The 22,475-nt window shown below is 40.9% G+C and carries 20 protein-coding genes; 2 read left to right on the forward strand and 18 right to left on the reverse strand.

Annotation, left to right across the window (positions count from 1 at the left end; all coding sequences use genetic code 11):
• Nucleotides 1-184: 184 nt before the first annotated feature.
• The 4 genes from IGI46_RS13365 to IGI46_RS13380 all read right to left on the reverse strand — a co-directional run bounded on the left by IGI46_RS13365 (nucleotide 185) and on the right by IGI46_RS13380 (nucleotide 3,804).
• Nucleotides 185-967: an ABC transporter ATP-binding protein gene (locus IGI46_RS13365; RefSeq protein WP_429963589.1), complete on the reverse strand. Its 783-nt coding sequence runs from the start codon at nucleotides 965-967 to the stop codon at nucleotides 185-187.
• Between the two features lie 4 nt (nucleotides 968-971).
• Nucleotides 972-1,850 carry an ABC transporter permease gene (locus tag IGI46_RS13370; RefSeq protein ID WP_207701340.1) on the reverse strand — a complete coding sequence of 293 codons (879 nt, stop codon included), beginning with the start codon at nucleotides 1,848-1,850 and terminating at the stop codon, nucleotides 972-974.
• 3 nt (nucleotides 1,851-1,853) lie between these two features.
• Nucleotides 1,854-2,867 carry a tryptophan ABC transporter substrate-binding protein gene (gene trpX / locus IGI46_RS13375; protein WP_429963590.1) on the reverse strand — a complete coding sequence of 338 codons (1,014 nt, stop codon included), beginning with the start codon at nucleotides 2,865-2,867 and terminating at the stop codon, nucleotides 1,854-1,856.
• 361 nt (nucleotides 2,868-3,228) lie between these two features.
• Nucleotides 3,229-3,804, reverse strand: coding sequence for a hypothetical protein (locus IGI46_RS13380; protein ID WP_429973568.1), 576 nt, complete (start codon nucleotides 3,802-3,804; stop codon nucleotides 3,229-3,231).
• Nucleotides 3,805-3,962: 158 nt separating this feature from the next.
• On the opposite strand from IGI46_RS13380, the gene IGI46_RS13385 reads away from it, so the two are divergent.
• Both IGI46_RS13385 and efbA read left to right on the forward strand, forming a co-directional pair.
• Nucleotides 3,963-5,630 (forward strand): phosphoenolpyruvate carboxykinase (ATP), encoded by a 1,668-nt coding sequence (locus IGI46_RS13385; RefSeq protein ID WP_429973569.1) that lies wholly within the window; start codon nucleotides 3,963-3,965, stop codon nucleotides 5,628-5,630.
• A gap of 80 nt (nucleotides 5,631-5,710) precedes the next feature.
• Nucleotides 5,711-7,414: a fibronectin-binding protein EfbA gene (gene efbA, locus IGI46_RS13390; RefSeq protein WP_429973570.1), complete on the forward strand. Its 1,704-nt coding sequence runs from the start codon at nucleotides 5,711-5,713 to the stop codon at nucleotides 7,412-7,414.
• Here efbA and IGI46_RS13395 read toward each other — a convergent pair.
• The 14 genes from IGI46_RS13395 to IGI46_RS13460 all read right to left on the reverse strand — a co-directional run bounded on the left by IGI46_RS13395 (nucleotide 7,411) and on the right by IGI46_RS13460 (nucleotide 22,424).
• Nucleotides 7,411-8,427 carry an AI-2E family transporter gene (locus IGI46_RS13395; RefSeq protein WP_207701335.1) on the reverse strand — a complete coding sequence of 339 codons (1,017 nt, stop codon included), beginning with the start codon at nucleotides 8,425-8,427 and terminating at the stop codon, nucleotides 7,411-7,413. The two genes, efbA and IGI46_RS13395, sit on opposite strands and share 4 nt — an antisense overlap.
• A 110-nt stretch (nucleotides 8,428-8,537) precedes the next feature.
• Nucleotides 8,538-9,170 (reverse strand): orotate phosphoribosyltransferase, encoded by a 633-nt coding sequence (gene pyrE, locus IGI46_RS13400; RefSeq protein WP_429973571.1) that lies wholly within the window; start codon nucleotides 9,168-9,170, stop codon nucleotides 8,538-8,540.
• The gene (gene pyrF / locus IGI46_RS13405; RefSeq protein ID WP_429973572.1) at nucleotides 9,167-9,883 is read right to left on the reverse strand and encodes an orotidine-5'-phosphate decarboxylase; all 717 of its coding nucleotides are present in this window, start codon (nucleotides 9,881-9,883) and stop codon (nucleotides 9,167-9,169) included. Before pyrF ends, pyrE begins: the two co-directional genes overlap by 4 nt.
• Nucleotides 9,883-10,806 carry a dihydroorotate dehydrogenase gene (locus IGI46_RS13410; RefSeq protein WP_429973573.1) on the reverse strand — a complete coding sequence of 308 codons (924 nt, stop codon included), beginning with the start codon at nucleotides 10,804-10,806 and terminating at the stop codon, nucleotides 9,883-9,885. Before IGI46_RS13410 ends, pyrF begins: the two co-directional genes overlap by 1 nt.
• The gene (locus IGI46_RS13415; protein ID WP_429973574.1) at nucleotides 10,806-11,576 is read right to left on the reverse strand and encodes a dihydroorotate dehydrogenase electron transfer subunit; all 771 of its coding nucleotides are present in this window, start codon (nucleotides 11,574-11,576) and stop codon (nucleotides 10,806-10,808) included. The genes IGI46_RS13410 and IGI46_RS13415 overlap by 1 nt, the downstream gene beginning before the upstream one ends.
• 95 nt (nucleotides 11,577-11,671) lie before the next feature.
• The gene (gene carB / locus IGI46_RS13420; RefSeq protein ID WP_429973575.1) at nucleotides 11,672-14,854 is read right to left on the reverse strand and encodes a carbamoyl-phosphate synthase large subunit; all 3,183 of its coding nucleotides are present in this window, start codon (nucleotides 14,852-14,854) and stop codon (nucleotides 11,672-11,674) included.
• Nucleotides 14,855-15,934, reverse strand: a complete 1,080-nt coding sequence (locus IGI46_RS13425) for a carbamoyl phosphate synthase small subunit (RefSeq protein WP_207701329.1) — start codon at nucleotides 15,932-15,934, stop codon at nucleotides 14,855-14,857. It abuts the gene before it with no gap.
• 4 nt (nucleotides 15,935-15,938) lie between these two features.
• On the reverse strand, nucleotides 15,939-17,219 hold the full coding sequence (locus IGI46_RS13430; protein ID WP_429973576.1) for a dihydroorotase: 1,281 nt from the start codon (nucleotides 17,217-17,219) through the stop codon (nucleotides 15,939-15,941).
• A gap of 164 nt (nucleotides 17,220-17,383) precedes the next feature.
• Complete coding sequence (locus tag IGI46_RS13435) at nucleotides 17,384-18,310, reverse strand: aspartate carbamoyltransferase catalytic subunit (RefSeq protein ID WP_429973577.1); 927 nt, start codon at nucleotides 18,308-18,310, stop codon at nucleotides 17,384-17,386.
• 12 nt (nucleotides 18,311-18,322) lie between these two features.
• Nucleotides 18,323-19,594 (reverse strand): solute carrier family 23 protein, encoded by a 1,272-nt coding sequence (locus IGI46_RS13440; protein ID WP_429973578.1) that lies wholly within the window; start codon nucleotides 19,592-19,594, stop codon nucleotides 18,323-18,325.
• A 6-nt stretch (nucleotides 19,595-19,600) separates the two neighbouring features.
• Nucleotides 19,601-20,143: a bifunctional pyr operon transcriptional regulator/uracil phosphoribosyltransferase PyrR gene (gene pyrR, locus IGI46_RS13445; RefSeq protein ID WP_010759041.1), complete on the reverse strand. Its 543-nt coding sequence runs from the start codon at nucleotides 20,141-20,143 to the stop codon at nucleotides 19,601-19,603.
• Nucleotides 20,144-20,358: 215 nt separating this feature from the next.
• Entirely contained in the window at nucleotides 20,359-21,267 is a 909-nt protein-coding gene (locus IGI46_RS13450; protein WP_429973579.1) for an RluA family pseudouridine synthase, read from the reverse strand.
• Entirely contained in the window at nucleotides 21,257-21,721 is a 465-nt protein-coding gene (gene lspA / locus IGI46_RS13455; RefSeq protein ID WP_429973580.1) for a signal peptidase II, read from the reverse strand. The genes IGI46_RS13450 and lspA overlap by 11 nt, the downstream gene beginning before the upstream one ends.
• Nucleotides 21,722-21,725: 4 nt before the next feature.
• On the reverse strand, nucleotides 21,726-22,424 hold the full coding sequence (locus IGI46_RS13460) for a CBS domain-containing protein (RefSeq protein WP_429963604.1): 699 nt from the start codon (nucleotides 22,422-22,424) through the stop codon (nucleotides 21,726-21,728).
• Nucleotides 22,425-22,475 lie beyond the last annotated feature (51 nt).

Here is a 22,475-nt window from a genome sequence, read left to right on the forward strand (position 1 = left end):
ATTGTTTGCATCCATGAACACATGAATACAAACCTATCTAAAATAGCTAAAGTAAGAATTATTCAGTTGTGGATGTCTAATATTTTGCATGATCATCGCTCCAAACTGATTTCTGATTTGCACTAAGTATAAATTTCTTTAATTTACTTGTCAATGCTTTTTTGAACTTTCAATTCATCAAACCTTAGCTATTTTCTTCTGCCGCTTCCTCTTCTTCAAAAAATAAGAACAAATCGGTTAGGGAAAGCTTAGTTTTTTCCTCACCTTTTAGGTCTTTAACGATTTGGCCTTTTTGCATTACGATTACCCGATTCCCATAATTTAAGGCGTCCTCCATTTTGTGAGTAACCATTAGGCAGGTCAGTTGTTCTTCTTTAATTTTTTGATCCGTTACCTGCATCAATTGTTTTGCGGTTTTAGGATCGAGTGCTGCAGTATGCTCATCTAATAATAGCAAATCTGGTTTGGTCAAGGTTGCCATCAGCAAACTTAACGCCTGACGTTGCCCACCAGATAAAAAGCCGGTTGGTGTATCCAAGTGATTTTCCAGCCCGTTACCAACTTGGCTGCATAGCTGATGATAAGAATCTCGTTTTTGTGACAAATTACGTGGCCGCAATGCTCGCTTTTGTCCTCGTTTTTCAGCTAAACCTAAATTTTCTGCGACAGTCAGTCGCGGTGCTGTCCCCATCTTGGGGTCTTGGAAAACTCGAGAAATGTAATTCGCTCGTTTTTCTTCAGAAAGCTTAGTTAGGTCGTTGCCCATCACCGAAACTGTACCACTATCCAACATCATTGTTCCCGAAATACTGTTAAACAAGGTACTTTTTCCTGCTCCATTTCCGCCTAAGACGGTAACGAATTCACCTGGTTGAATGGTTAAATCAACAGAGCGCAGAATTTGGCGTTTATCGTTGATTCCATTGCGAATGGTTTTAGTTGCTTGATTGATTTGTAATGCCTCCATCTGCTTACTCCTTTTCTAATCCGGTTTTTAAATTCAGTGCTTCTTTTAAGCGTGGAATCATTAGACAGATCGCCAAAATGATTGATGAGAAGATCTTTAAATAGGTTGTATCCAAACCTAGTTTGATAATTAGTAAGATCAATAATTGATAGATAACACTGCCTAAAACAACAGCAATTAGCCGTTCACCAAAGGATAACTCGCCATACAGCACTTCCCCAATGATAATGGACGCTAAACCAATTACGATTACGCCAATTCCTTTACCAATATCGGCATAGCCATCATTTTGAGCAATTAACGCTCCTGATAATGCAATCACTCCATTTGACAAAGTCAAACCAATTACCTTCATGCGATCGGTATTGATCCCAATTGAGCGAGCCATATTTTCATTATCACCTGTAGCAATGTACGCTTGACCAAAATCGGTGAAAAAGAAGAATAGCAGCAAAGCAATAATCAGGCTAACTGCAATCAAACCTAAAATGACAATATCATAATGGTTAGGTAAGTTTAATCCAGTGAAAAAATCTTGAATTTTTGGTTTATTCAGCAATGACAAGTTCGGTGTCTGCATAATAAACAGCATCACTGAGTTTAAACCAGACATTACTAGAATTCCTGCCAAAATGACCGGGATTTTTCCTTTCGTATAAAGCATACCGGTGACAAATCCTGCACACATACCCGCCAGAATACCTAATAGTGTTGCTAGTATAGGGTGAATTCCTTGTGTAATTGCTGTTACACAGACCGCTCCTCCTAAAGGAAAAGATCCTTCAGTTGTCATATCAGGAAAGTTTAGAATACGATAGGTCATGAAAATTCCTAAGCCTAAAATCCCCCATAAAAAACCTTGTCCAATTGCTGAAATGACCATTTTCTATTCTCCTTTAACCAATTTCGCTTCTTTTTTAATATTTTCTGGAATAGTAATACCTAATTCCGCTGCTTTCTTTTCATTGATAATCATTTCACCATAATCAATCACATTAACCGGTGTATTACCCGCATCGGTATTACCATTTAAAACATCAGCAGCCATTTTACCAGTTTCAACACCTAGATCAAATTGATTTTGTCCGATCGTAGCGATTCCACCTTCATCTACCATATTGTCCACTGAAACAAAGACTGGCGTTTTCGTTTTGTCAGATTCATTAATAACTGTTTGGAATGCACTTGCGATAATATTATCCTGAGGTACATAGATAAAATCATTTTCCGCTGCTGCTGATTGCGCTAACTGCGCAATTTCATTACTTGAGGATACAGCGTACCGAGTTGCTTCGTACCCTTCTTTTTTCGCCATTTCTTCTGCCTTGTCAATTTGCGATTGAGAGTTTTCTTCAGATGATGAATACAATAGAGCAATTTTCTTCGCTTCCGGGAACAACGCTTTGATTAATTCAAATTGTTGACCGACAGGGGCTAAGTTGTTTACTCCAGTAACGTTACCACCCGGCTTTTCTAAAGTATCCACTAAACCAGAACCCACTGGATCGCTTACTGCCCCCATGATTACAGGAATATCAGAAGTTCCATTAGCTAATGCTTTGGCTGCTGGTGTTGCAACACCAACTAATACATCTGACTTTTTGTTTAGTAGTTGCTGAGTCATCGTGTTTAACTTGCTTTGGTCTCCTTGACCATTTAAAAACTCAATATTGATATTTTTACCATCTTCAAATCCTTCCTGCTTTAGGCCTTCAATTACCCCATCAGAAATTTGATCTAGTGAAGGGTGACTGATGAACTGCAGAATTCCAACAGTTTTCATTTCTTCTTTTTGATCTGTTTGAGTGTTGTTTTGTCTTGATCCCATTTGATAAGCAAATACTCCAATTAATATCACTGCTAATGCAATAATTGATCCGATAATCCCTTTGTTTTTCATAAATAAGTCCCCCAAATTCTAATTGTAGTTGTTTAATTTTAAAATAAATGCGAAAAAGGCAACTACCCCCACGAATGACGGTAGCTGCCTAATAAAGACAAAAACCGCATAGATCTGCTCTATGCGGGAAACGACACAAATAGTACCAGCGCATAGATACACAATTTAGAGATAGTCTAAACGTTGTATCTATGAAGTGAATTCATAAACACAACTTATCTACGCCAGTTTTGCCAGCTATTTAATTGAACAGATAAGTTTGTTCTAAACATGAATGTCACTCCTTCTTTGATATTGACATTAGTCTATCGAAAAATCAGATAGCTGTCAATGCTATTTATTAAAAAAAGATGAAATTGTTTCAGTTATTCTCATTTTGATCTTTCAGGCGCCACATTGGTAATCGGTTCAACTCAGGGACAAATTCCTTGTTTAAATCTTTCAAATCCTCAACCACAAAGCGATTTTTTTCCTGTCCTTTTTGGAAGAAAATGAACGTGATTTTGGTTGGATCCAGGTTATAGTTTTCTGCGATTTTGCTGCTATTGTAAACCAACGGATAATAGTAAAATGTACGATTAAGCTCTTCTTTTTGTTTCGGAGTATCTAGAATAGTCAAAATATTCTCTAAAAAATCTCCATGAGGTTGAGCAAACATAACAGAAATTGCTGGGCTGCTCTCAATAGCTGCATCACCTTCTTCATAAGCAAAGGGGGTAATGTAGTCAGATTGCATCTGTTGGTTAACCAAGGTATTCAACTCGTCCTTACGTACACTTTTTTGTGCATAACCCACGCTTACCGAAAAGATAATCGAGAAAATGACCAAGCTTGCTGCAATTGTCAACGATTTCCTCTCATTTTCAGACACAGCCTGAATAAATAGCTGCCATCCTGCTCCCAATCTATTTTTTACTGTCACCAAAAAATTCTTCATTGACTTCCCTCCTTTAAATAGTATAATCGTTCCTTTGTCTCTTGACTAGTTTAATCTATCTGTTGAAATATTCTCATCGTATTATGTTTTTTTATCGTTTGTACACCTTAGTTTTTAATGCTATTATAATAATATATATTTCGCAGAGGAGGACCCACATGAGTAGCATTCAGCATTTTAAGCAAACCGATATTACAATCGCAAATCCTATCTTTTCCAGCACTCGAACGATTATTGAAACCGCTTTTTATGGAAACAATGTCACTACCGTTAGTTCCCTGTCCGAAGCCTATCAGTTAGCGCAAAATTCTCAAGATGTTGTCGTTACAGATTTACCTGTTAGACACGCGGAGGAATTAGGATTACCCACCGACACGAAAGTTCTGGTTTCCAATGACGGTGAAATTGTCGGTCGAACAGCAGCTGCCCGACGAATTATTGGACATTCCGATATCGATCAAGCTTATTATGATAAGATTTTGCGTGAAGCTGTCTTTCAAATTGGCGCTAAAGAGTGTTACAAAGGAAGCGTCTTTGTTGGCTTAGATCAGGAATTCTCCATGCAGTCCCACTTGATGCTGCCAAAGAAATACGCCGCTAATTTATACACTTATTTATTAAATTTCCAAATGGCGCAGGAATCAGTGAGTTTCTATCCTAACTCAGAAGCAATCCCTGAAGGCGATATCTACTTACTAGCTGATCCAGACTGGAAGCATCCTGATTTTCCTAACGGATTGGTTGTAGTTGATTCACGTCATAATTGTACAGCAGTCCTTGGTTTACGCTATTTTGGCGAACTTAAGAAAGCCACCTTGACTTTAGCATGGGCAACAGCTCACCGCAACGGTTTTATTGCCTGCCATGGGGGAATGAAACAATACTGTACTGCTAATCGCAATTATACAATGGCAGCTTTTGGTTTATCTGGCTCAGGTAAATCAACCATCACCTTGGCTAAGCATCAAAATAAATATGATATAAAAGTATTACATGACGATGCTTTTGTTATCTCCAAAGAAAAAGGATCAACCACTGCTCTCGAGCCCTCTTATTTTGATAAAACGCAGGATTATACCAGCAGCAGTGAAGAGCTAAGCTATGTAGTTACTGCTCAAAACGTTGGGATTACTTTAAATGAAAATGGCAATAAAGTATTAGTGACGGAAGATATTCGTAATGGTAACGGGCGCAGCATTAAGAGTCGATTTGCTACTGAGAATCGAGTAGATCATCTTGATGAGAAGATTGACGGCATCTTTTGGATTATGAAGGATGACAGTTTGCCACCAGTTATGAAGGTAAATGATCCTTGTCTAGCGGCCGTTTTTGGTGTTACTTTAGCCACTAAACGTTCCACTGCTGAAAATATCGTCAATGCCAAAGCGGATCAATTAGTTATAGAACCTTTTGCCAATCCGTTTCGAAGCTTTCCATTGGCTGAGGATTACCAGGATTTCTTGGAATTATTCCAAAAGAAGCAGACTGATTGTTACATGTTGAATACAGGTGTTTTTGAAGGAAACGATGTAACACCTCAACATACCCTTTCTTCCATAGAAAAAATTGTTGAAAATACGGCAGAATTCAAAACCTTTGGTCCTTTAAAAGCATTATCTTATCTACCTATTGATGGACATGTTCCACCTTTTGAAGATGCCAATTACATCCAAAAATTAATCGAGCGATTTGAAACACGTTTATCTTTTATTCAACGAAGAAAGACAATTAATGATGGCTATGATCGTTTGCCAAATGAAACTGAAAAGCAGCTAATTATACTGCTGGAAGAACTGGCAGCTTATAAAGAAACGCTTAGCAACTAAAATTTGTCAGTGACCTTTGTTGGTCACTGACAAATTTTTCGTTATAATAGAGACACTATGAAAAGAAACGAGGGAAAAAGATGTCATTCGACGGAGTTTTTACCCATGCAATGGTGAATGAATTGCGGGCCTCTTTATTAAGTGGTCGTATTTCTAAAATTCACCAACCTTATGAAAACGAAGTAGTCTTAGTGATTCGCTCACAAGGCAAAAACCATCGACTACTACTTTCGGCTCACCCTAGCTATGCTCGGATTCAGCTAACAGAAATTGCCTATCAAAACCCAGATACCCCACCTAATTTTGTCATGATGCTTAGAAAACATTTAGAAGGGGCGATTTTAGAAGATATCTTGCAAATTGAAAACGACCGAGTGGTCCACTTTACCTTTACCAAACGGAATGAATTAGGCGATTTGCAGGATATCGAGTTAATTGTGGAATTGATGGGACGCCACTCAACGATTGTTTTGCTAAACAGTCAAACAGGGAAAATTTTGGATGCGATTAAGCATGTTGGTCATTCACAAAATACTTATCGTTCTATTTTACCTGGCAGTGAATATGTTACTCCGCCAAAGCAGGATCAAAAAAATCCTTTTAACGTTACTAAAGAAAATGTCTTTCACGTACTTTCTACCGCCGAAGAGATGACTGGTAACTATCTGCAGCAGCGATTTCAAGGCCTAGGTCGAGATACTGCTGATGAGTTGGCCTATCGCCTAAACAAGCAGCCCAATCGTAAAATGGATGTCTGGCAGAGCTTTTGGCAAGACTTAACAGACCAGATTCAGCCAACTTTAGGTATAAAAAATAATAAAGAGTTTTTTGCACCGTTACTGTTCAAAACCTTTTCCGAACCAGTAAGTTATCCATCTCTCAGCTTATTGCTGGACGCTTATTATGGTGAAAAAGCCGAAAAAGATCGCGTAAAGCAGCTGGGCAACGAACTAATCAAGCGAGTCGAAAACGAAATCAAACGCAATCAAACCAAACTGGCAAAACGACAAAAGACGCTAAAAGATTCAGAAAACGCTGAAGAGTTTCGTCGAGATGGAGAACTCTTAACTACGTTCATGACTCAAGTGCCTAGGGGTGCCGAAGAAGTTGAACTGCCAAATTATTACGAAGAAGACAAGTTGATTAAGATTCGTTTGAATCCAGCTCTGACTCCTAATCAAAATGCGCAAAAATATTTTCAACGTTATCAAAAACTAAAAAATGCGGTAAAGTTAATTTACAAGCAGATCGATGAAGCTAAAGAAGAATTAGCTTACTTAGAATCAATTTTAGCGCAATTAGAAATTGCTGGTCCAATGGATATCGAAGTTATTAAAGAAGAATTAGTCGCCAGTGGTTATTTGAAAAAGAAAAAAACGAAAAAAAATCGCAAACAGGCCCCTTCTCAACCAGAGACTTTTTACGCCAGTGACGGCACTCAAATTTTAGTGGGTAAAAATAACCTGCAGAACGACCAATTGACCTTGAGAAAAGCGCGTAAAACAGATATTTGGCTACATGCTAAAAATATACCTGGTTCACATGTCGTCATAAAGGATGAGACTCCTAGCGATGAAACCTTGTTGGAGGCGGCTGAATTAGCAGCGTACTTCTCCAAGTTCCGACACTCTGCTCAGGTTCCAGTTGATTATGTGGCTGTAAAATATGTTCATAAGCCAAACGGTGCGAAACCAGGCTTTGTGATTTATGAAAATCAAAAAACGCTGTATGTAACACCTGAAGAACAGACCATCGAAACGTTAAAGAAGAGCCCAGGAAATTAATTTTCCCTAGGCTCTCTTTTTATTTGGACATGGATAACTTCTAAAAAGAAGGTGAAAATCGGAATTCCTACAATCAATCCCCAAACCCCTAAGAAGCGTTCGCTTAACAGTAAAATAACGAACGTATAGAAAATTGGCAGCTTCGTTCGACTGGACATCAGCTTGGGATTTAAAATGTACGACTCCACAACATGAACAGCCATAACCAACAGCAAAACGTAGACTACTGTCTGCAAACCATTGATTGAGTAGGCAATCAACGTAAGCGGAATAAAAGAAATAATTACACCAGCAACTGGAACCAAACTTAAAAAGAAAATCATAATCGCTAAAGACGGCAGCTGATTAAATCCAATTAAGGCTAAACCAGCAGTAGTGATCCCTGTGTTAACTAATGCAATAATCAGTTGAACTTCCAACACGACTCCAAAGGTCTCAGTGAAAATTTTGGCAAAATAATGAACATCCTGGAAAAACCAGTCATAGTCACTATTCAAAAAATGTCGTGAAAACTGAAAAGTTCGTTCCTTTTCAATCATGAAGAAGAAACTTAGTAAAAAGGATAAGAAAAACGACACGGCAACCCGACCAACATTTTGCAATTGCTGGAAAATAATCCCAGCACCACTTTCTAATTTATCCTGCCAGTTATGGGTTTCAAAATACTTGGACAAATAGTTAGTAACTCCTGTTGAATCAAATTCTGTATGCTGGTAAAAACGCAGCAAGGAATTATAGGTTTGAATCGCCTGTTGAGCCAAGATCGTCGCATACTTAGCGAACAAAAGATAGAGCAAAAAAACAGCTATTAAATAAAGTCCTATCGTCGCGGCAGCGTTAGGCAGCTTCAGATAGCGATGCAACAATTTCACAATTTTTGATGACAAATAGGTAAATATAAAGGTTAATAAAGCAATCGTAATAAACGACCGAGAAAGGTAAATCACTAGAATAAGAACGGCTAATACAACAAAGCGCCGCAGCCGAATATTTTCAATGAAATTTTGGTACATGTTCATCCCTCCACTGCTCTTAAATATACCATTAAAACCTTTTTTAGGCTTGGTGTAAGCACTAAAAACAGATAAAAACTCCTCACAATCTAGTGAGGAGCAGTCATTACTTATTTCAACCAATTTTCTGGATTTTGACGCCATTCTTTCAGAAGAGTTAGTTGTTGTTCATTAATGTAGTTTTCTTCTAAAGCAATTTCAATCAAAGTTGAATAGTTAGTCAAAGTCAGTAATGGCATTTCTGCGGCCTTGAATTTTTCAACACCTTTGTCTAATTCGTAGGTAAAGATAGCTGCAACACCCAAAACATCAGCACCTTCTCGTTTAGCTGCTTCAGCTGCTTCCAGCACACTGCCCCCAGTTGAAATCAGATCTTCAATAACTACCATCTTTTGACCTTCAGTAATACGACCTTCGATTTGGTTGCCTTTGCCATGATCTTTAGCTTTGCTGCGAATATAAACCATTGGCAGATCTAATAATTCAGCTACCCAAGCAGCATGAGGAATACCAGCAGTAGCTGTCCCTGCAATTACTTCTACATTTGGATAGTTGGCTTTGATTTCTTCAGCCAATCCTTTAGCAATTTCACGACGAACCTCAGGGTAACTCATGGTGATGCGATTATCACAGTAGATAGGTGATTTGATTCCGCTAGCCCAAGTAAAAGGCTCATCTGGACTTAAAAAGACTGCTTCAATTTTCAATAGATCTTTAGCGATGTTTTCTGCAACTGTTCTCATTCTTCACCGTTCCATTCTTTTTTGATTTGAAGATAGCTTTGATAGGGTGTTTCCGATTGGGTTATCGGACGTCCCACTACAATATAATTTGACCCAATTTCCCGTGCCTGCTGCGGATCCATTACCCGTTTTTGGTCACCAATCCTAGCACCTTTAGGGCGAATCCCAGGCGTTAAGCAAATAAAATCATCGCTGGTCGCAGCGTGGATCATTTCTACCTCCAAAGCAGAGCATACCACACCGTCTAAGCCGGCTTCTTCGGCACACTTAGCATAGTGCACAACACTTTCGTTTAACGGTACTTGAATCAATTGATCTCGGTGCATCTGCTCTTCGCTGGTCGAGGTTAATTGAGTCACCGCAATTAGATCCGGAACTGCATTTCCAGCAGCTGTACCTTCAGTTAAACCTTCTTTAGCAGCCTTCATCATTTCTATTCCACCAGCAGCATGAACGTTGGTCATACGAACACCAAGTTTTGCTAAGCCCTTCATCGCTTTTTTGACTGTATTTGGAATATCGTGCAGCTTCAGGTCAAGGAAAACGTCATGCCCGCCAGTCGTCAGCTCATGAACAATACTAGGACCTTCTTGGTAAAAAAGCTCCATGCCGATTTTGACAAATAATTTTTCTTCCGCAGGAAACTGCGTTAAAAATGTCTTGATTGCTTCTTTTGAAGAGAAATCAAGTGCAATAATTGGTCGTTTTTCCACTATCTTCTGGCCTCCTTGACTTCTTTGCGTAATTCTTCCAGTGAATCAATACCTAACTCAGCCATTCTTGCTGGTAAGGCATCGATCAATTTGGGACAAATATACGGATCAGTGAAATTAGCTGTCCCCACTGCCACTGCGCTAGCACCTGCCATAAACATTTCCAGCACATCATCAACTGTTTGCACGCCGCCCATACCGATAATCGGTAAGTCGCTAACCCCAGCTACTTGATGAATTAATCGGATCGCCACAGGCTTGATTGCCGGGCCAGAAAGGCCTCCGGTTTGGTTAGCCAAAATCGGCTGGCGAGTCTTCAAATCAATACGCATGCCCAAGAGGGTATTAATCATAGTAAAACCATCTGCTCCACCTTCGTCAATTGCCTTAGCAATTGGAACAATGTCAGTAACATTCGGACTAAGTTTAACATATACTGGCACACTGGCAACCTCTTTCACCGCTTTAGTTAAACGATAAGCAACCTCTGGATCAGTTCCAAAAGCAATTCCCCCATGCTTCACGTTAGGACAAGAGATATTTAGCTCAATCGCTTTAACATTCGGTGCATCCCCAATTTTGGCACAAACTTCGATATAGTCCTCTTCACAAGCACCAGCCACATTGGCAATAATCGGCAGCTGATCAAATTTCTCTAAAGAAGGTAAAATATCGTTCATAACTGTTTCTAGGCCTGGATTTTGTAGACCGATTGCATTGAGCATACCACTTGGTGTTTCGGCCACCCGTGGAGTCTCATTGCCGTACCGAGATTGAGGTGTAGTGGCTTTAATCATAATTGAACCTAACTGATTCAAGTCATAATAATCGGCATATTCTTTTCCAAATCCAAAACAGCCACTTGCCGGCATGATTGGATTCTTCAAATCTAAGCCTGGTAATTTAACGGCTAATGGATTCATTAAAAAACAACCTCCCCTGCTTGGAATACTGGTCCGTCATCACAGATCTTCACACTCTTACTCGGTTCGTCAGCAACATGGCAGACACAGGCATAACAAGCACCCATACCACACGCCATTCGTGATTCTAAGGACAATTGAACATTACCGACTTCTCCATATAGCTGTTCTACTGTTTTCAACAAACCATTATTTCCGCAGGCGAAAACTGCAGTCGGTTTTTCCTGAGTTGCCAGCAGTAAATTGCCGACATTCCCCTGTAGACCGAAGCTGCCATCATCGGTTGAAAAGCGTGTATCACCTAGTGCTTGAAACTCTTCCGCATAATAGACAAATTCTTTCGAAGCAAAGCCCAAGAAATGAATGACTTGCACACCTTTTTTGGTTAATTGTTTGGACAATTCATACAACGGTGGTACACCAATTCCACCCCCGACGATAAAGGCTGTATCACCTTGTTTCAGACCTGACAAATCAAAGCCGTTTCCTAAAGGTCCCATGACATCCAACTGGTCGCCAGCTTCTAATTCAGCAAAAAACTTAGTGCCATCTCCTTCAATTCGATAAATGATCGTGCAGGTTGCCTTTTCTCGATCGATTTGATTGATACTAATTGGGCGACGCAACAATAAATCCGCTCTTGGTACTCGAATGTGAATAAATTGGCCTGGATTATGCATCTGCTCTACTAGCTTACCTGTTAAAACCATTTCATAAATTCTTGGTGCTAATTGCTGCTGACTAACAATCGTCATCATTTCTTGTTTCATAATGGCCTCCTTTAAGAAAGGCTCCGCAAACACACTCAGCTTGCGAAGCCTGAAATCGAGTATAGATTTTTTACTAGCAGACAAAAGTGTCTGGCTTAAATTTCGTGAATGGAGAATGCTCGAGATTCCATTACCCGCAAGATAGCATTTGCTGTATCTAGTGATGTGAATAATGGCACTCCGTGTTCAACTGCCTCACGACGGATAATGAAGCCATCCTCCGAAGAATTCTGGCGATTTTTATCCATGGTGTTAATAACTACCTGAGCTTCGCCGCGGCGGATCATTTCCACTACGTTGTCTTCTGATGACTCAGAAATCTTGGCAATTGTTTTAGCAGTTAAACCATTTTCTTCAAAATACTTGGCAGTGCCCGCAGTGGCGATCAAACTATAGCCCACATCAGTAAAGCGTTTCGCCAAGTCTAGAGATTCTTCTTTATTTTCATCCGCAACAGTGAATAGGACAGCACCATAATCTGGCAGATGCAATCCCGCTGCTTCAAAGGCTTTGTACAAAGCCTTTTCCAGACTGCGGTCTGAACCCATAACTTCCCCGGTTGATTTCATTTCAGGCCCTAAGTAAGTATCAACCTTCTGTAATTTAGTAAAGCTGAAGACTGGAGCCTTTACGTGAACGAGTTTGCTTTCAGGATACAAACCATCTTTGTAGCCAAATTCTTCCAAGCTGTTTCCTAAAATTGCTTTAGTAGCAATTTGCGCCATTGGAATATTAGTAATCTTACTTAAGAACGGTACCGTCCGACTAGCCCGCGGATTCACTTCAATTACATAAACCTGTTCCTCATGAATAACGAACTGAATGTTCATCATGCCGATGCAATTCATACCTAAAGCTAGTTTGCGCGTGTAGTCTTCAATCGTTGCAATGATCTCAGGTGAGAAGGTTTGCGGCGGATAAACCGCCATCGAGTCCCCCGAATGAACTCCAGCTCGCTCGATATGCTCCATAATCCCTGGAATCAGAACTATTTTACCGTCACAGATGGCATCTACTTCACATTCTTTACCCACCATGTAACGATCGACTAGCACTGGATGCTCTGGAGAGGCTTTTACCGCATTTGCCATGTAGTCTTCCAAGTCCGCCTGGTTTTCGACGATTTCCATTGCCCGTCCACCAAGTACATAACTTGGACGTACTAATACTGGATAACCAATTCGATCAGCAATAACCACGGCTTCTTCGCTGCTGGTAGCTGTATCACCTACCGGTTGGGGAATACCTAGTTTCTTAAGAACCTGTTCAAATTGGTCACGATCTTCCGCCCGATCCAAATCCTCAATACTAGTTCCTAGAATTTTGACACCGTTTTTCACTAAAGGTTCTGCCAAGTTAATTGCAGTTTGACCACCAAATTGCACAATAACACCAATTGGCTGCTCAAGTTCAATTACGTTCATAACATCCTCTAAGGTTAAAGGTTCAAAATAAAGCTTATCAGAGACTGAGAAGTCTGTCGATACCGTTTCAGGATTACTATTCATAATAATTGCTTCATAGCCAGCTGATTGGATCGCTTTTACTGAATGAACAGTTGCGTAATCGAATTCAACCCCTTGACCGATTCGGATTGGACCAGAACCTAATACCAACACTGATTCTTTATCTGAACGAATGCTTTCATTTTCAAATTCATAGGTGCTGTAGAAATATGGCGTTTTCGACTCAAACTCAGCTGCACAAGTATCTACCATTTTGTAAACAGGTAAAATTTTCGCTTCATGTCTAAAGTCGCTGATTTCTTTTTCAGTCATTGACCACAAGCTAGCAATTTTCTTGTCAGCAAAACCATTTTGCTTGGCTTTTTTCAATACATCAGCATCTTTTACATGCTGAGCCAGTTCATTTTCTAACTCAACGATGTGTAATAATTTATCTAGGAAGAATAAATCAATTTTAGTCAGTTCACTGAGCTCTTCAATAGTGTATCCACGACGCAGTGCCTCGGCTAAATAGAATAAGCGATCATCTTGAGCCTTGACTATTTTTTCAGTTAAAAGCTCATCAGTTGCTTCACTAAATTCATCGATTTCTACATGATAAGTGCCAATTTCCAACGAACGAACAGCCTTCAGTAGAGATTCCTCAATGTTACGGCCGATTGCCATAACTTCACCTGTTGCCTTCATTTGCGTTCCTAGTACTCTTTCACCAGATTCAAATTTATCAAAAGGCCAGCGGGGAATTTTCGCAACCACATAATCTAGGGCTGGTTCAAATTCAGCGTAGGTTGTTCCCGTTACTGGATTCTTCATTTCATCCAAGGTTAATCCAACCGCGATTTTTGCTGCGAGTTTAGCAATCGGATAACCAGTTGCTTTACTTGCTAGGGCAGATGAACGAGACACTCGCGGATTCACTTCGATTACATAATAATTAAAGCTGTGAGGGTCTAATGCCAACTGAACGTTACAACCGCCTTCTATTTTCAAGGCGCGGATGATTGATAAGGAGGCATCCCGCAGCATTTGGTATTCATAATCAGACATGGTTTGACTCGGGGCAAAAACAATTGAATCACCAGTATGAACGCCTACTGGGTCAAAGTTTTCCATATTACATACTACAATCGCATTGTCAGCTGAGTCACGCATTACTTCGTACTCAATCTCTTTGTAGCCGGCGATTGATTTTTCAATCAAACATTGAGTAGCTGGTGACAGCTTCAAGCCATTTTCAGCAATCACTCGCAATTCTTCTTCGTTGTCACACATTCCTCCACCGGTTCCACCTAGTGTGAAAGCTGGACGTACGATAATTGGATAACCGATTGTATTAGCAAAAGCAACTGCTCCTTCAACCGTATTTACAATTTCCGATTCAGGAATTGGCTGGGATAATTCCTCCATCAACTGTTTAAATAAGTCACGGTCTTCCGCTTGATCGATCGCCGAAAGTTTCGTACCTAACAATTCGATGTTTAATTCATCTAGGATGCCAGAAGCAGCCAGTTCCATTGCCATATTTAATCCCGTTTGCCCACCGAGAGTTGGCAGGATTGCATCTGGTAACTCCTTACGCAGGATGCGGGAAACGAATTCTAACGTAATTGGTTCAATATAAACTGAATCTGCAACTTCCTTGTCAGTCATGATAGTTGCCGGATTAGAATTCACTAAAACAACTTCATAACCTTCCTCTTTTAAAGCTAAGCAAGCTTGCGTACCAGCATAGTCAAATTCGGCTGCTTGTCCAATGACAATCGGTCCAGAACCGATGACCATGATTTTTTTAATATCTGTGCGTTTTGGCATTTATGCTTGCTCCTTCCATGCGTCCATCATTTCCATAAATTCATCGAATAAATGTAGTGCATCATGTGGTCCTGGTGCAGCATCCGGATGAAATTGCACACTGAAGGCTGGGTAGTGGCGATGTCTTACCCCTTCAATCGTTCCGTCATTTACTTCCACATGCGTTACCATTAATTTTGTAGAGTCAATTGTTGCTTCATCCACCGCAAAACCGTGATTTTGTGAAGTAAAATCAATCCGTCCGGTTGCGATTTCTCGTACCGGATGATTTAATCCCCGGTGGCCAAATTTCATTTTATACGTGTCAGCATCATTTGCCAGTGAGAATAATTGATGACCCAAGCAAATTCCAAAAATCGGCACTTTCCCTTGAATTTTTTGAATCATTTCAATCGCTTCTGGCACATCTTTAGGATCTCCTGGTCCGTTCGTCAACATCACACCGTCAGGAGCCAAATCCAAAATCGTTTTTGCATCGGTATTGTAAGGCATAACCGTCAAATTACATTCCCGACGAGATAATTCTCTCAAAATGCTATGCTTTAAACCAAAATCGATGACGACAACATTACGGCCAACGCCAGGGCTTGGGTAAGGAGTAACAGTTGAAACCTGATGGACTTGATTGGTTGGTAAAACAGTTGCTTTCAATTGATCAAAGGCATGATGGAATTGATCACCAGAATCAACAATGCTGGCTTTCATAGTTCCGTGATTGCGTAATTTTTTCGTTAATGCACGAGTATCAATTCCTGCGATCCCAGGAATTCCCTTGCGCTTTAAAAATTCATCTAAGGTCATTTGGTTGCGCCAGTTGCTTGCACGACGCGCATGTTCCTTAACAACAACCCCTTTACAAGTTGGAGCAATTGATTCATAGTCATCACGGTTAATTCCATAATTCCCGACCATTGGATAAGTAAAGGTAATGATTTGTCCGTTAAAGCTTTGGTCTGTAATGGTTTCTTGATAACCAGTCATACTGGTTGTAAATACAATCTCGCCAAACACGTTGGCTTCAGCACCAAAAGCTTCTCCTTCAAATACCGTACCATCTTCTAAAATTAACAGTCTCTTCAACTTATTAGTCCTCCTTGTTATACACCAGTTTACCATCCACAAAAGTGAACATCGTGTTGCCTTTAACAGGCCAGCCTACGAATGGTGTATTTACCCCCATTGAAGCAAATTGCTGATCATCAATTTTTTCTTCTGAGTCTAGATCAAATACCGCCACATCGGCAGGTGCGCCGATATTCAGTGTACCAGCATTTAAGCCAAAAATTGCTGCAGGCTTCACTGCCATCCAGTCAATCACTTGTTCTAAAGTAAAGCGGCCCGTTTCTACAAAGTGTGTATAGATCAATTGGAAAGCTGTTTCGCTGCCAACAATACCAAATGGCGATTTTAAGAACGTTTGATTTTTTTCTTCTAACCCATGAGGAGCATGGTCGGTGGCGATACAATCAATAGTTCCATCCATTAATCCTTCGATTAGCGCATCACGATCTTCTTTACCTCGTAATGGCGGGTTCATTTTCCAAAAACCGTTATCTTCTGGAATATCTTCATCCATCAAGATCAAGTGATGAGGTGATACCTCTGCAGTTACATGAACGCCTGCTCTCTTTGCATCACGGATTATTCTTACACTTTCTTTTGTTGATACGTGGCAGACATGATAGTGTGCACCAGTTTCTTCGGCTAGAATTACGTCGCGAGCGATTTGAGAAGATTCAGTCGCACTCATGATTCCTGGCAGATCAAGCTTTTCACTGACCTCGCCTTTGTGCATAACACCGCCGAATAGTAATGAATCATCTTCTGTATGAGCAACTAAAGCCATCCCTTGCTTCGCAGCCTCTTGCATTGCTAAATACATAGTTCCGGCTGTTTGCACGCCCACTCCATCGTTAGTAAAGGCAAATGCGCCAGCTGCTTTCAGTCCTGCTTGGTCAGTTAATACTTCACTGCGCAGCTCTTCTGTGATCGGTGCATACTGCAATACTTTGACTACTGCATCACGTTCAATGATATCAAGGACTTGCTCAAATTTCTCAACTGTATCAGGAGTAGGATCAAGGTTAGGCATTGCACAAACGGTTGTAAATCCACCACGGGCTGCTGCTTGACTTCCTGTTTTGATGGTTTCTTTATAAGTAAAACCAGGTTCTCTTAAATGCACATGGACATCCACTAAACCAGGTGTTACTAATTGCCCCTTTGCATCGTAAACTTCATCAAAGTCCAAATCAGCAAAAGATTTGCCGATTCCCGCGATAATTCCGTCTTCTAACCAAACATCTGCATCTATTAATTGATTGCCTTTTCCAGCAATTTTACCGTTTTTAATTAGTACCTTCATAATCCATCTCTCCTTGTTCATTTTAATGAATTAACTTTTCACCGAAAAATTAATTCGATTTTTACGCCATACACCATCCAGTTACACTGTTCGCATAACACTAGGAAAAGTTGCTCTGCATCCAACTTGGATTCAATATAATATAAGCATATTCTTCAAACTGATTAAGACACACCATTCAATATTGCTTCTAAGATCGCCATGCGAACAAATACACCATTGCTCATTTGTTCAACAATTCGTGACTGATAACTTTCAACCAATGAATCAGCGATTTCAACATCACGATTAACTGGAGCCGGATGCATGATGATTGCTTTATCCTTCATACGTTTTGCTCTTTCAATCGTCAAACCGTAGTCTTGGTGGTAACCTTCTTTAGAGAAGCTTTCGTTACCATCATGGCGTTCGTGTTGTACCCGCAATAGCATGATTACATCAACGTTTTCCACTAGCTCATCCAGTGGACGGTATTCTCCATAAACATCGTAGCTGGAATCGTACCATTGCTCTGGTCCTGAGAAGAAAACCTCTGCCCGCAAACGATTCAGCATTTGCATATTAGATTTTGCTACCCGTGAGTGAGTGATGTCGCCAACGATTGCTACTTTTAAGCCTTCAAAGTGTCCGAACTCTTCATAGATAGTCATTAAGTCCAGTAAGCACTGAGTTGGATGCTGGCCGCTGCCGTCTCCGCCGTTGATAATCGAGCAGTGAACGGTCCTGCTTTGGATCAACTCGTCGTAGTAATTTTCGTCGCCATGTCGGATGACACAGACGTCTACACCGATTGCTGACATAGTCAGCACGGTATCGTATAAGGTTTCACCTTTTTGCACAGAGCTGGTTCGGGAGTCAAAATCAATTACATCCAAGCCCATTTTCTTCTCGGCAACTTCAAAACTCTTATGGGTCCGGGTGCTATTCTCAAAGAAAAGGTTAGCCGCAAAGTACTGAGACTTCTCTGGTGACCACTGTGCACCGTTTTTGAACTGCTGTCCTCGTTTAATAAGTCCCATAACTTCCTGATCGGATAAAGCTTCGATGGTTAACAAATGCTTCAAACTAATTTTTTCAGATTGGATGATCATGATTCTTCCTCCTTATTTTTCGCTGCGTGCTTTCTCAGGTAAAATCAAATTTAGTATAATGCCCAGCACAGTTGCCAGAGCCATTGAAGATAGTGTAAAGGTGCCTGCTTGGAAAACTAAACCGCCGATGCCGATAACTAAGATTGTTGAAGCAATCAACAGGTTCTTTTTCCGGTCAAAGTTGATCTGGTTTTCGATCAAAATTTTCAATCCGCTGGCTGCGATGACTCCAAAGAGTACAAAGCTGATTCCCGAAATAACTGGCCCAGGGATACTCAAGATTAGTGCGCTTAATTTCCCAACAAATCCTAAAGCGATGGCAAAGAATGCTGCACCGCCGATTACGAACACGCTGTGTACGCGAGTGATTGCCAGTACTCCGATGTTCTCACCGTAACTAGTTACTGGCGGTCCACCCACAAGTCCGGCTACGATTTGAGCGAAGCCGTCTCCCATCAAAGTGCGGTCCAAACCAGGATCTTCGAAGAAATTTCGTTTAGTCAATTTATTCAATACCATCAAATGCCCGATGTGTTCGGTCATGGTTACAAAAGCGATTGGCGCCATCGTCGTAATGGCATTCAGATAAAGCTTCGGCTGATAGGTGGCAAAAGGTACGTCGAATGCTGGAAGTGCGAACCATTGTGCATCGATAATCGGTTGATAGTCGATGATGCCAAACAGCATGGCAGTGATATAGCCGCAAACAATTCCTAGCAGAATCGGAAGTAATCCGAGAAAACCTGAGAGAAACATGTTGAAGAAAATCGTTAATCCCAAGGTGATTAAAGCAACTAGTACATACTTAAAGTCGTAAACGTCGTTGTTGTACATCGCGTTAGTAGCCGCATTTCCAGCTAGCCCTAAACCGATAACCATAACAACTGGCCCCACAACAATTGGCGGTAAAATTTTGTCCAGCCAAGCCGACCCGATCTTGCGAATCAAGAATGATACGATCAGATAAACCAATCCGCAGGTCATCGCTCCTTGTGCAACTGCTGGATACCCGTCAGATTTCATCAGTAATTGCATCGCTGCAATAAAGGCAAAGCTGCTGCCTAGATAAGCCGGAATTTTTCCTTTAGTAACCGTTAGATAAACCAACGTGCCCAATCCCGAACTGACCAGCGCAATACTCGGGTTGATTCCCACCATAATCGGAACCAGCACTGTTGCGCCAAACATCGTGAACAGATGTTGAATACTTAATCCTACCCAATGTCCTACACTAGGACGGTCCTTGATGTCTAATACCACATCGTCGTTGTGAAACTCATGCATTTGTCTTTACGCCTCTTCCTTTTGGATCAAGATACGATCTTGTCCGTCCAATTCTTCCATTTCAACAATGATTTCTTCGGTTAATGCTGTCGGAATATTTTTCCCAACATAATCGGCCCGAATCGGTAATTCCCGGTGTCCGCGGTCGACTAGCACTGCTAAGGAGATTCGATTTGGTCGGCCATAATCCATTACCGCATCAAGAGCTGCGCGGATTGTGCGTCCGGTAAACAACACATCATCTACTAAGATGACTTCTTTACCAGCAATTTCAAAAGGAATATCTGAAGAATGCAGCTCAGGTTCAGCTGTTTCCTGTTTCTTCACATCATCCCGGTAAAGGGTGATATCCAGTTCACCGACTGGAATTTCGATATGTTCTAATTGTTTCAACCGTTCAGCGATCCGCTGAGCGATAAAGATTCCTCGAGTTTTGATACCTACTAGTACAATGTCTTGAACTCCTTTGTTGCGTTCAATAATTTCATAAGTGATACGGGTTAACGCTCTTTTCATCGTTACCTCATCGACAACTTCCTTTTTGTACATCCTGTCTCCTCCTCTTTTTTCCATAAAAAAACTCCTACCCGCATGCAGGTAGGAGGATTGTAATCGACTTCGTCAAAAATGATAGAGTTGATCCCAAGCGCACTTAGTCCAAGCTTCTATCTCCACCCTTCTTAGCCTCACGGGACTACTCTTAAAGGATCTCGCTATTCAGTTTTTTTTCACTGAGAATACTATACCGTTCTTTCTCTGAGAAATCAATCATTTTCTCGCAGTTGCTTCAAAGTTTTTTGAAAAATTTCAGGCAACGGCGCTTCAAAGACTAGGTTCTCGCCCGTTTTCGGATGAGTAAAGCCTAATAGCTTCGCATGTAAAAACTGTCCATTGCCCTTTAACGTTTTCTTCGGTCCATATAACGGATCACCAGCTACTGGATAACCAATGTATTGCATGTGTACCCGGATTTGGTGCGTTCGCCCCGTTTCCAATTGCAATTCGATCAAAGTAAAGTCTGTAAAGCGTTCCAGCACTTCGAAATGTGTGACGGCTTCCTTGCCGCCTTCAATCACTGCCTGCATTTTCCGATCAACCTTCGAACGACCTATTGGTGCTTCAATCCGACCCTTTTCATGAGGAATTTCTCCATGAACCAAAGCCACATATTTTCTCAAAGAAGTCTTATCCTTCAGCTGTTTTGCCAAAGCTTCATGAGCCTGGTCATTTTTTGCTACCATTAATAAGCCGGAAGTATCCTTGTCAATCCGATGAACGATACCTGGGCGAACGACATCATTAATAGAAGATAAGTCTTTAATTTGATGCAACAGACCGTTAACTAACGTTCCGTGAGAATGGCCAGCTGATGGATGAACCACCATGCCCTGCGGTTTGTTAATCACAACTACATCCTCATCCTCATAAACGATATCCAGCTGCAAGTCTTCCGCTATCAACTCTAATTCCTCCGGTTCAGGAATGCGGATCAAAATCTGATCCCCTTTGCTTACCTTATAGTTAGCTTTAATCGGTTGATCATCCACCGAAACCTGTCCATCCTTGATCCATTGCTGAATCTGAGAACGAGAATACTCTTTTAGCCGTTCATTGAGAACCTTGTCAATTCGGCCGCTCTCTTCATGTATTACTACTTCAATTTCATTTTCCATGCTTTTTTTCTCTCTCATCTAATAAAATGTAAATAAATATCATCGCTACACCTATCACCAACGCCATATCCGCAACATTGAAGATCGGAAAGTTGATGAAATCCAGCTGGAACATGTCCACGACATATCCTAAACGCAGGCGATCAATAAAGTTCCCCACTGCTCCAGCCAAAAATAAGCTGATACCAATCGTCAGCCATTTGCTTTCATGCAAATGCTTGGCTAAATAATAAATCCCAGCACCCACAGCTACCACCGTAATAATAATGAAGAAAACCCGTTGCCCTTCTAACAAACTAAAGGCTCCTCCAGTATTATGAATGTAGGTTAACGATAAAACATTCGGAATGACCTGCTGCGCATCACCCAAATTAAAATTGCCAACAATCCAAAACTTGAACCATTGATCGAGGCCAATAATCACAGCACTCAACAATAAATATACAGCTAACAATAGACTACTCCTCTTTCTGCGCATAAATATCCCTTGGCCGAACAATCCCCACCAAGTTACCATTAGGATCGCCATCTTTCGTGATCAAAACTGCTTCCAATGTCGTCTGGCTGCGGAACATTTCCTCAACCTCAGCAACCTTCGTATCGGCAGAAACAAAATGAAAATTCGTACTCTTACCATTTGTCTGCAGCAAATCCTCTGCCTTTTTTCCTTCCAGATTCACTGGACCTGCTAAGCTAGCTTGAGCAAAGAACAAACCAATCGTCCGCAAAGTCACTAAGCCCTTAAACTGACCCCGATGATAAACCGGAAACTGGGAAAAGCGCTTCTCAGCCACAATCTCCATAATTCTTCGCAACGGAAAATCCTGTTCAAAGCCTGTAACCTTCTTACCAAACCGCGGCAAAACCTTTTCCGGCCGAACTAGAGCCTCTTCAATCTCTGCAATCCGCTGAACCGCCCAATCATTTGGCTCCGCAATCACAAAATCATCTGCAATCTGATCATGCACAATCGCATTGCGCAGCTGCGCAAGCTGCAGCAAATCATTCTCATTGTCTCCAACTAACGTTCCCTTACGTTTAGACAAACGACGAACCATCTCACTGAAGCCCATATTCGAAGGATTATTCAATTGATTCTTCAATTCTTTTTCAATACGATTAAATGTACTAAGAAAAATATCAGCTCTCTCGCCCATGCATGTGCTCCTTTTTCGTTACTATTCACAGTATAGTAAAAAAGGAAGGAT

The organism is Enterococcus sp. AZ163 (assembly GCF_050498925.1).
In the GTDB taxonomy this organism is placed as follows: domain Bacteria; phylum Bacillota; class Bacilli; order Lactobacillales; family Enterococcaceae; genus Enterococcus_A; species Enterococcus_A ferrettii.

Coding starts and splice junctions, on each gene's coding strand:
- IGI46_RS13365 (WP_429963589.1), bottom strand. CDS start 967: ATGGAGGCATTACAAATCAATCAAGCAACTAAAACCATTCGCAATGGA.
- IGI46_RS13370 (WP_207701340.1), bottom strand. CDS start 1,850: ATGGTCATTTCAGCAATTGGACAAGGTTTTTTATGGGGGATTTTAGGC.
- trpX (WP_429963590.1), bottom strand. CDS start 2,867: ATGAAAAACAAAGGGATTATCGGATCAATTATTGCATTAGCAGTGATA.
- IGI46_RS13380 (WP_429973568.1), bottom strand. CDS start 3,804: ATGAAGAATTTTTTGGTGACAGTAAAAAATAGATTGGGAGCAGGATGG.
- IGI46_RS13385 (WP_429973569.1), top strand. CDS start 3,963: ATGAGTAGCATTCAGCATTTTAAGCAAACCGATATTACAATCGCAAAT.
- efbA (WP_429973570.1), top strand. CDS start 5,711: ATGTCATTCGACGGAGTTTTTACCCATGCAATGGTGAATGAATTGCGG.
- IGI46_RS13395 (WP_207701335.1), bottom strand. CDS start 8,427: ATGTACCAAAATTTCATTGAAAATATTCGGCTGCGGCGCTTTGTTGTA.
- pyrE (WP_429973571.1), bottom strand. CDS start 9,170: ATGAGAACAGTTGCAGAAAACATCGCTAAAGATCTATTGAAAATTGAA.
- IGI46_RS13410 (WP_429973573.1), bottom strand. CDS start 10,806: ATGAATCCATTAGCCGTTAAATTACCAGGCTTAGATTTGAAGAATCCA.
- IGI46_RS13415 (WP_429973574.1), bottom strand. CDS start 11,576: ATGAAACAAGAAATGATGACGATTGTTAGTCAGCAGCAATTAGCACCA.
- carB (WP_429973575.1), bottom strand. CDS start 14,854: ATGCCAAAACGCACAGATATTAAAAAAATCATGGTCATCGGTTCTGGA.
- IGI46_RS13430 (WP_429973576.1), bottom strand. CDS start 17,219: ATGAAGGTACTAATTAAAAACGGTAAAATTGCTGGAAAAGGCAATCAA.
- IGI46_RS13435 (WP_429973577.1), bottom strand. CDS start 18,310: ATGATCATCCAATCTGAAAAAATTAGTTTGAAGCATTTGTTAACCATC.
- IGI46_RS13440 (WP_429973578.1), bottom strand. CDS start 19,594: ATGCATGAGTTTCACAACGACGATGTGGTATTAGACATCAAGGACCGT.
- pyrR (WP_010759041.1), bottom strand. CDS start 20,143: ATGTACAAAAAGGAAGTTGTCGATGAGGTAACGATGAAAAGAGCGTTA.
- IGI46_RS13450 (WP_429973579.1), bottom strand. CDS start 21,267: ATGGAAAATGAAATTGAAGTAGTAATACATGAAGAGAGCGGCCGAATT.
- IGI46_RS13460 (WP_429963604.1), bottom strand. CDS start 22,424: ATGGGCGAGAGAGCTGATATTTTTCTTAGTACATTTAATCGTATTGAA.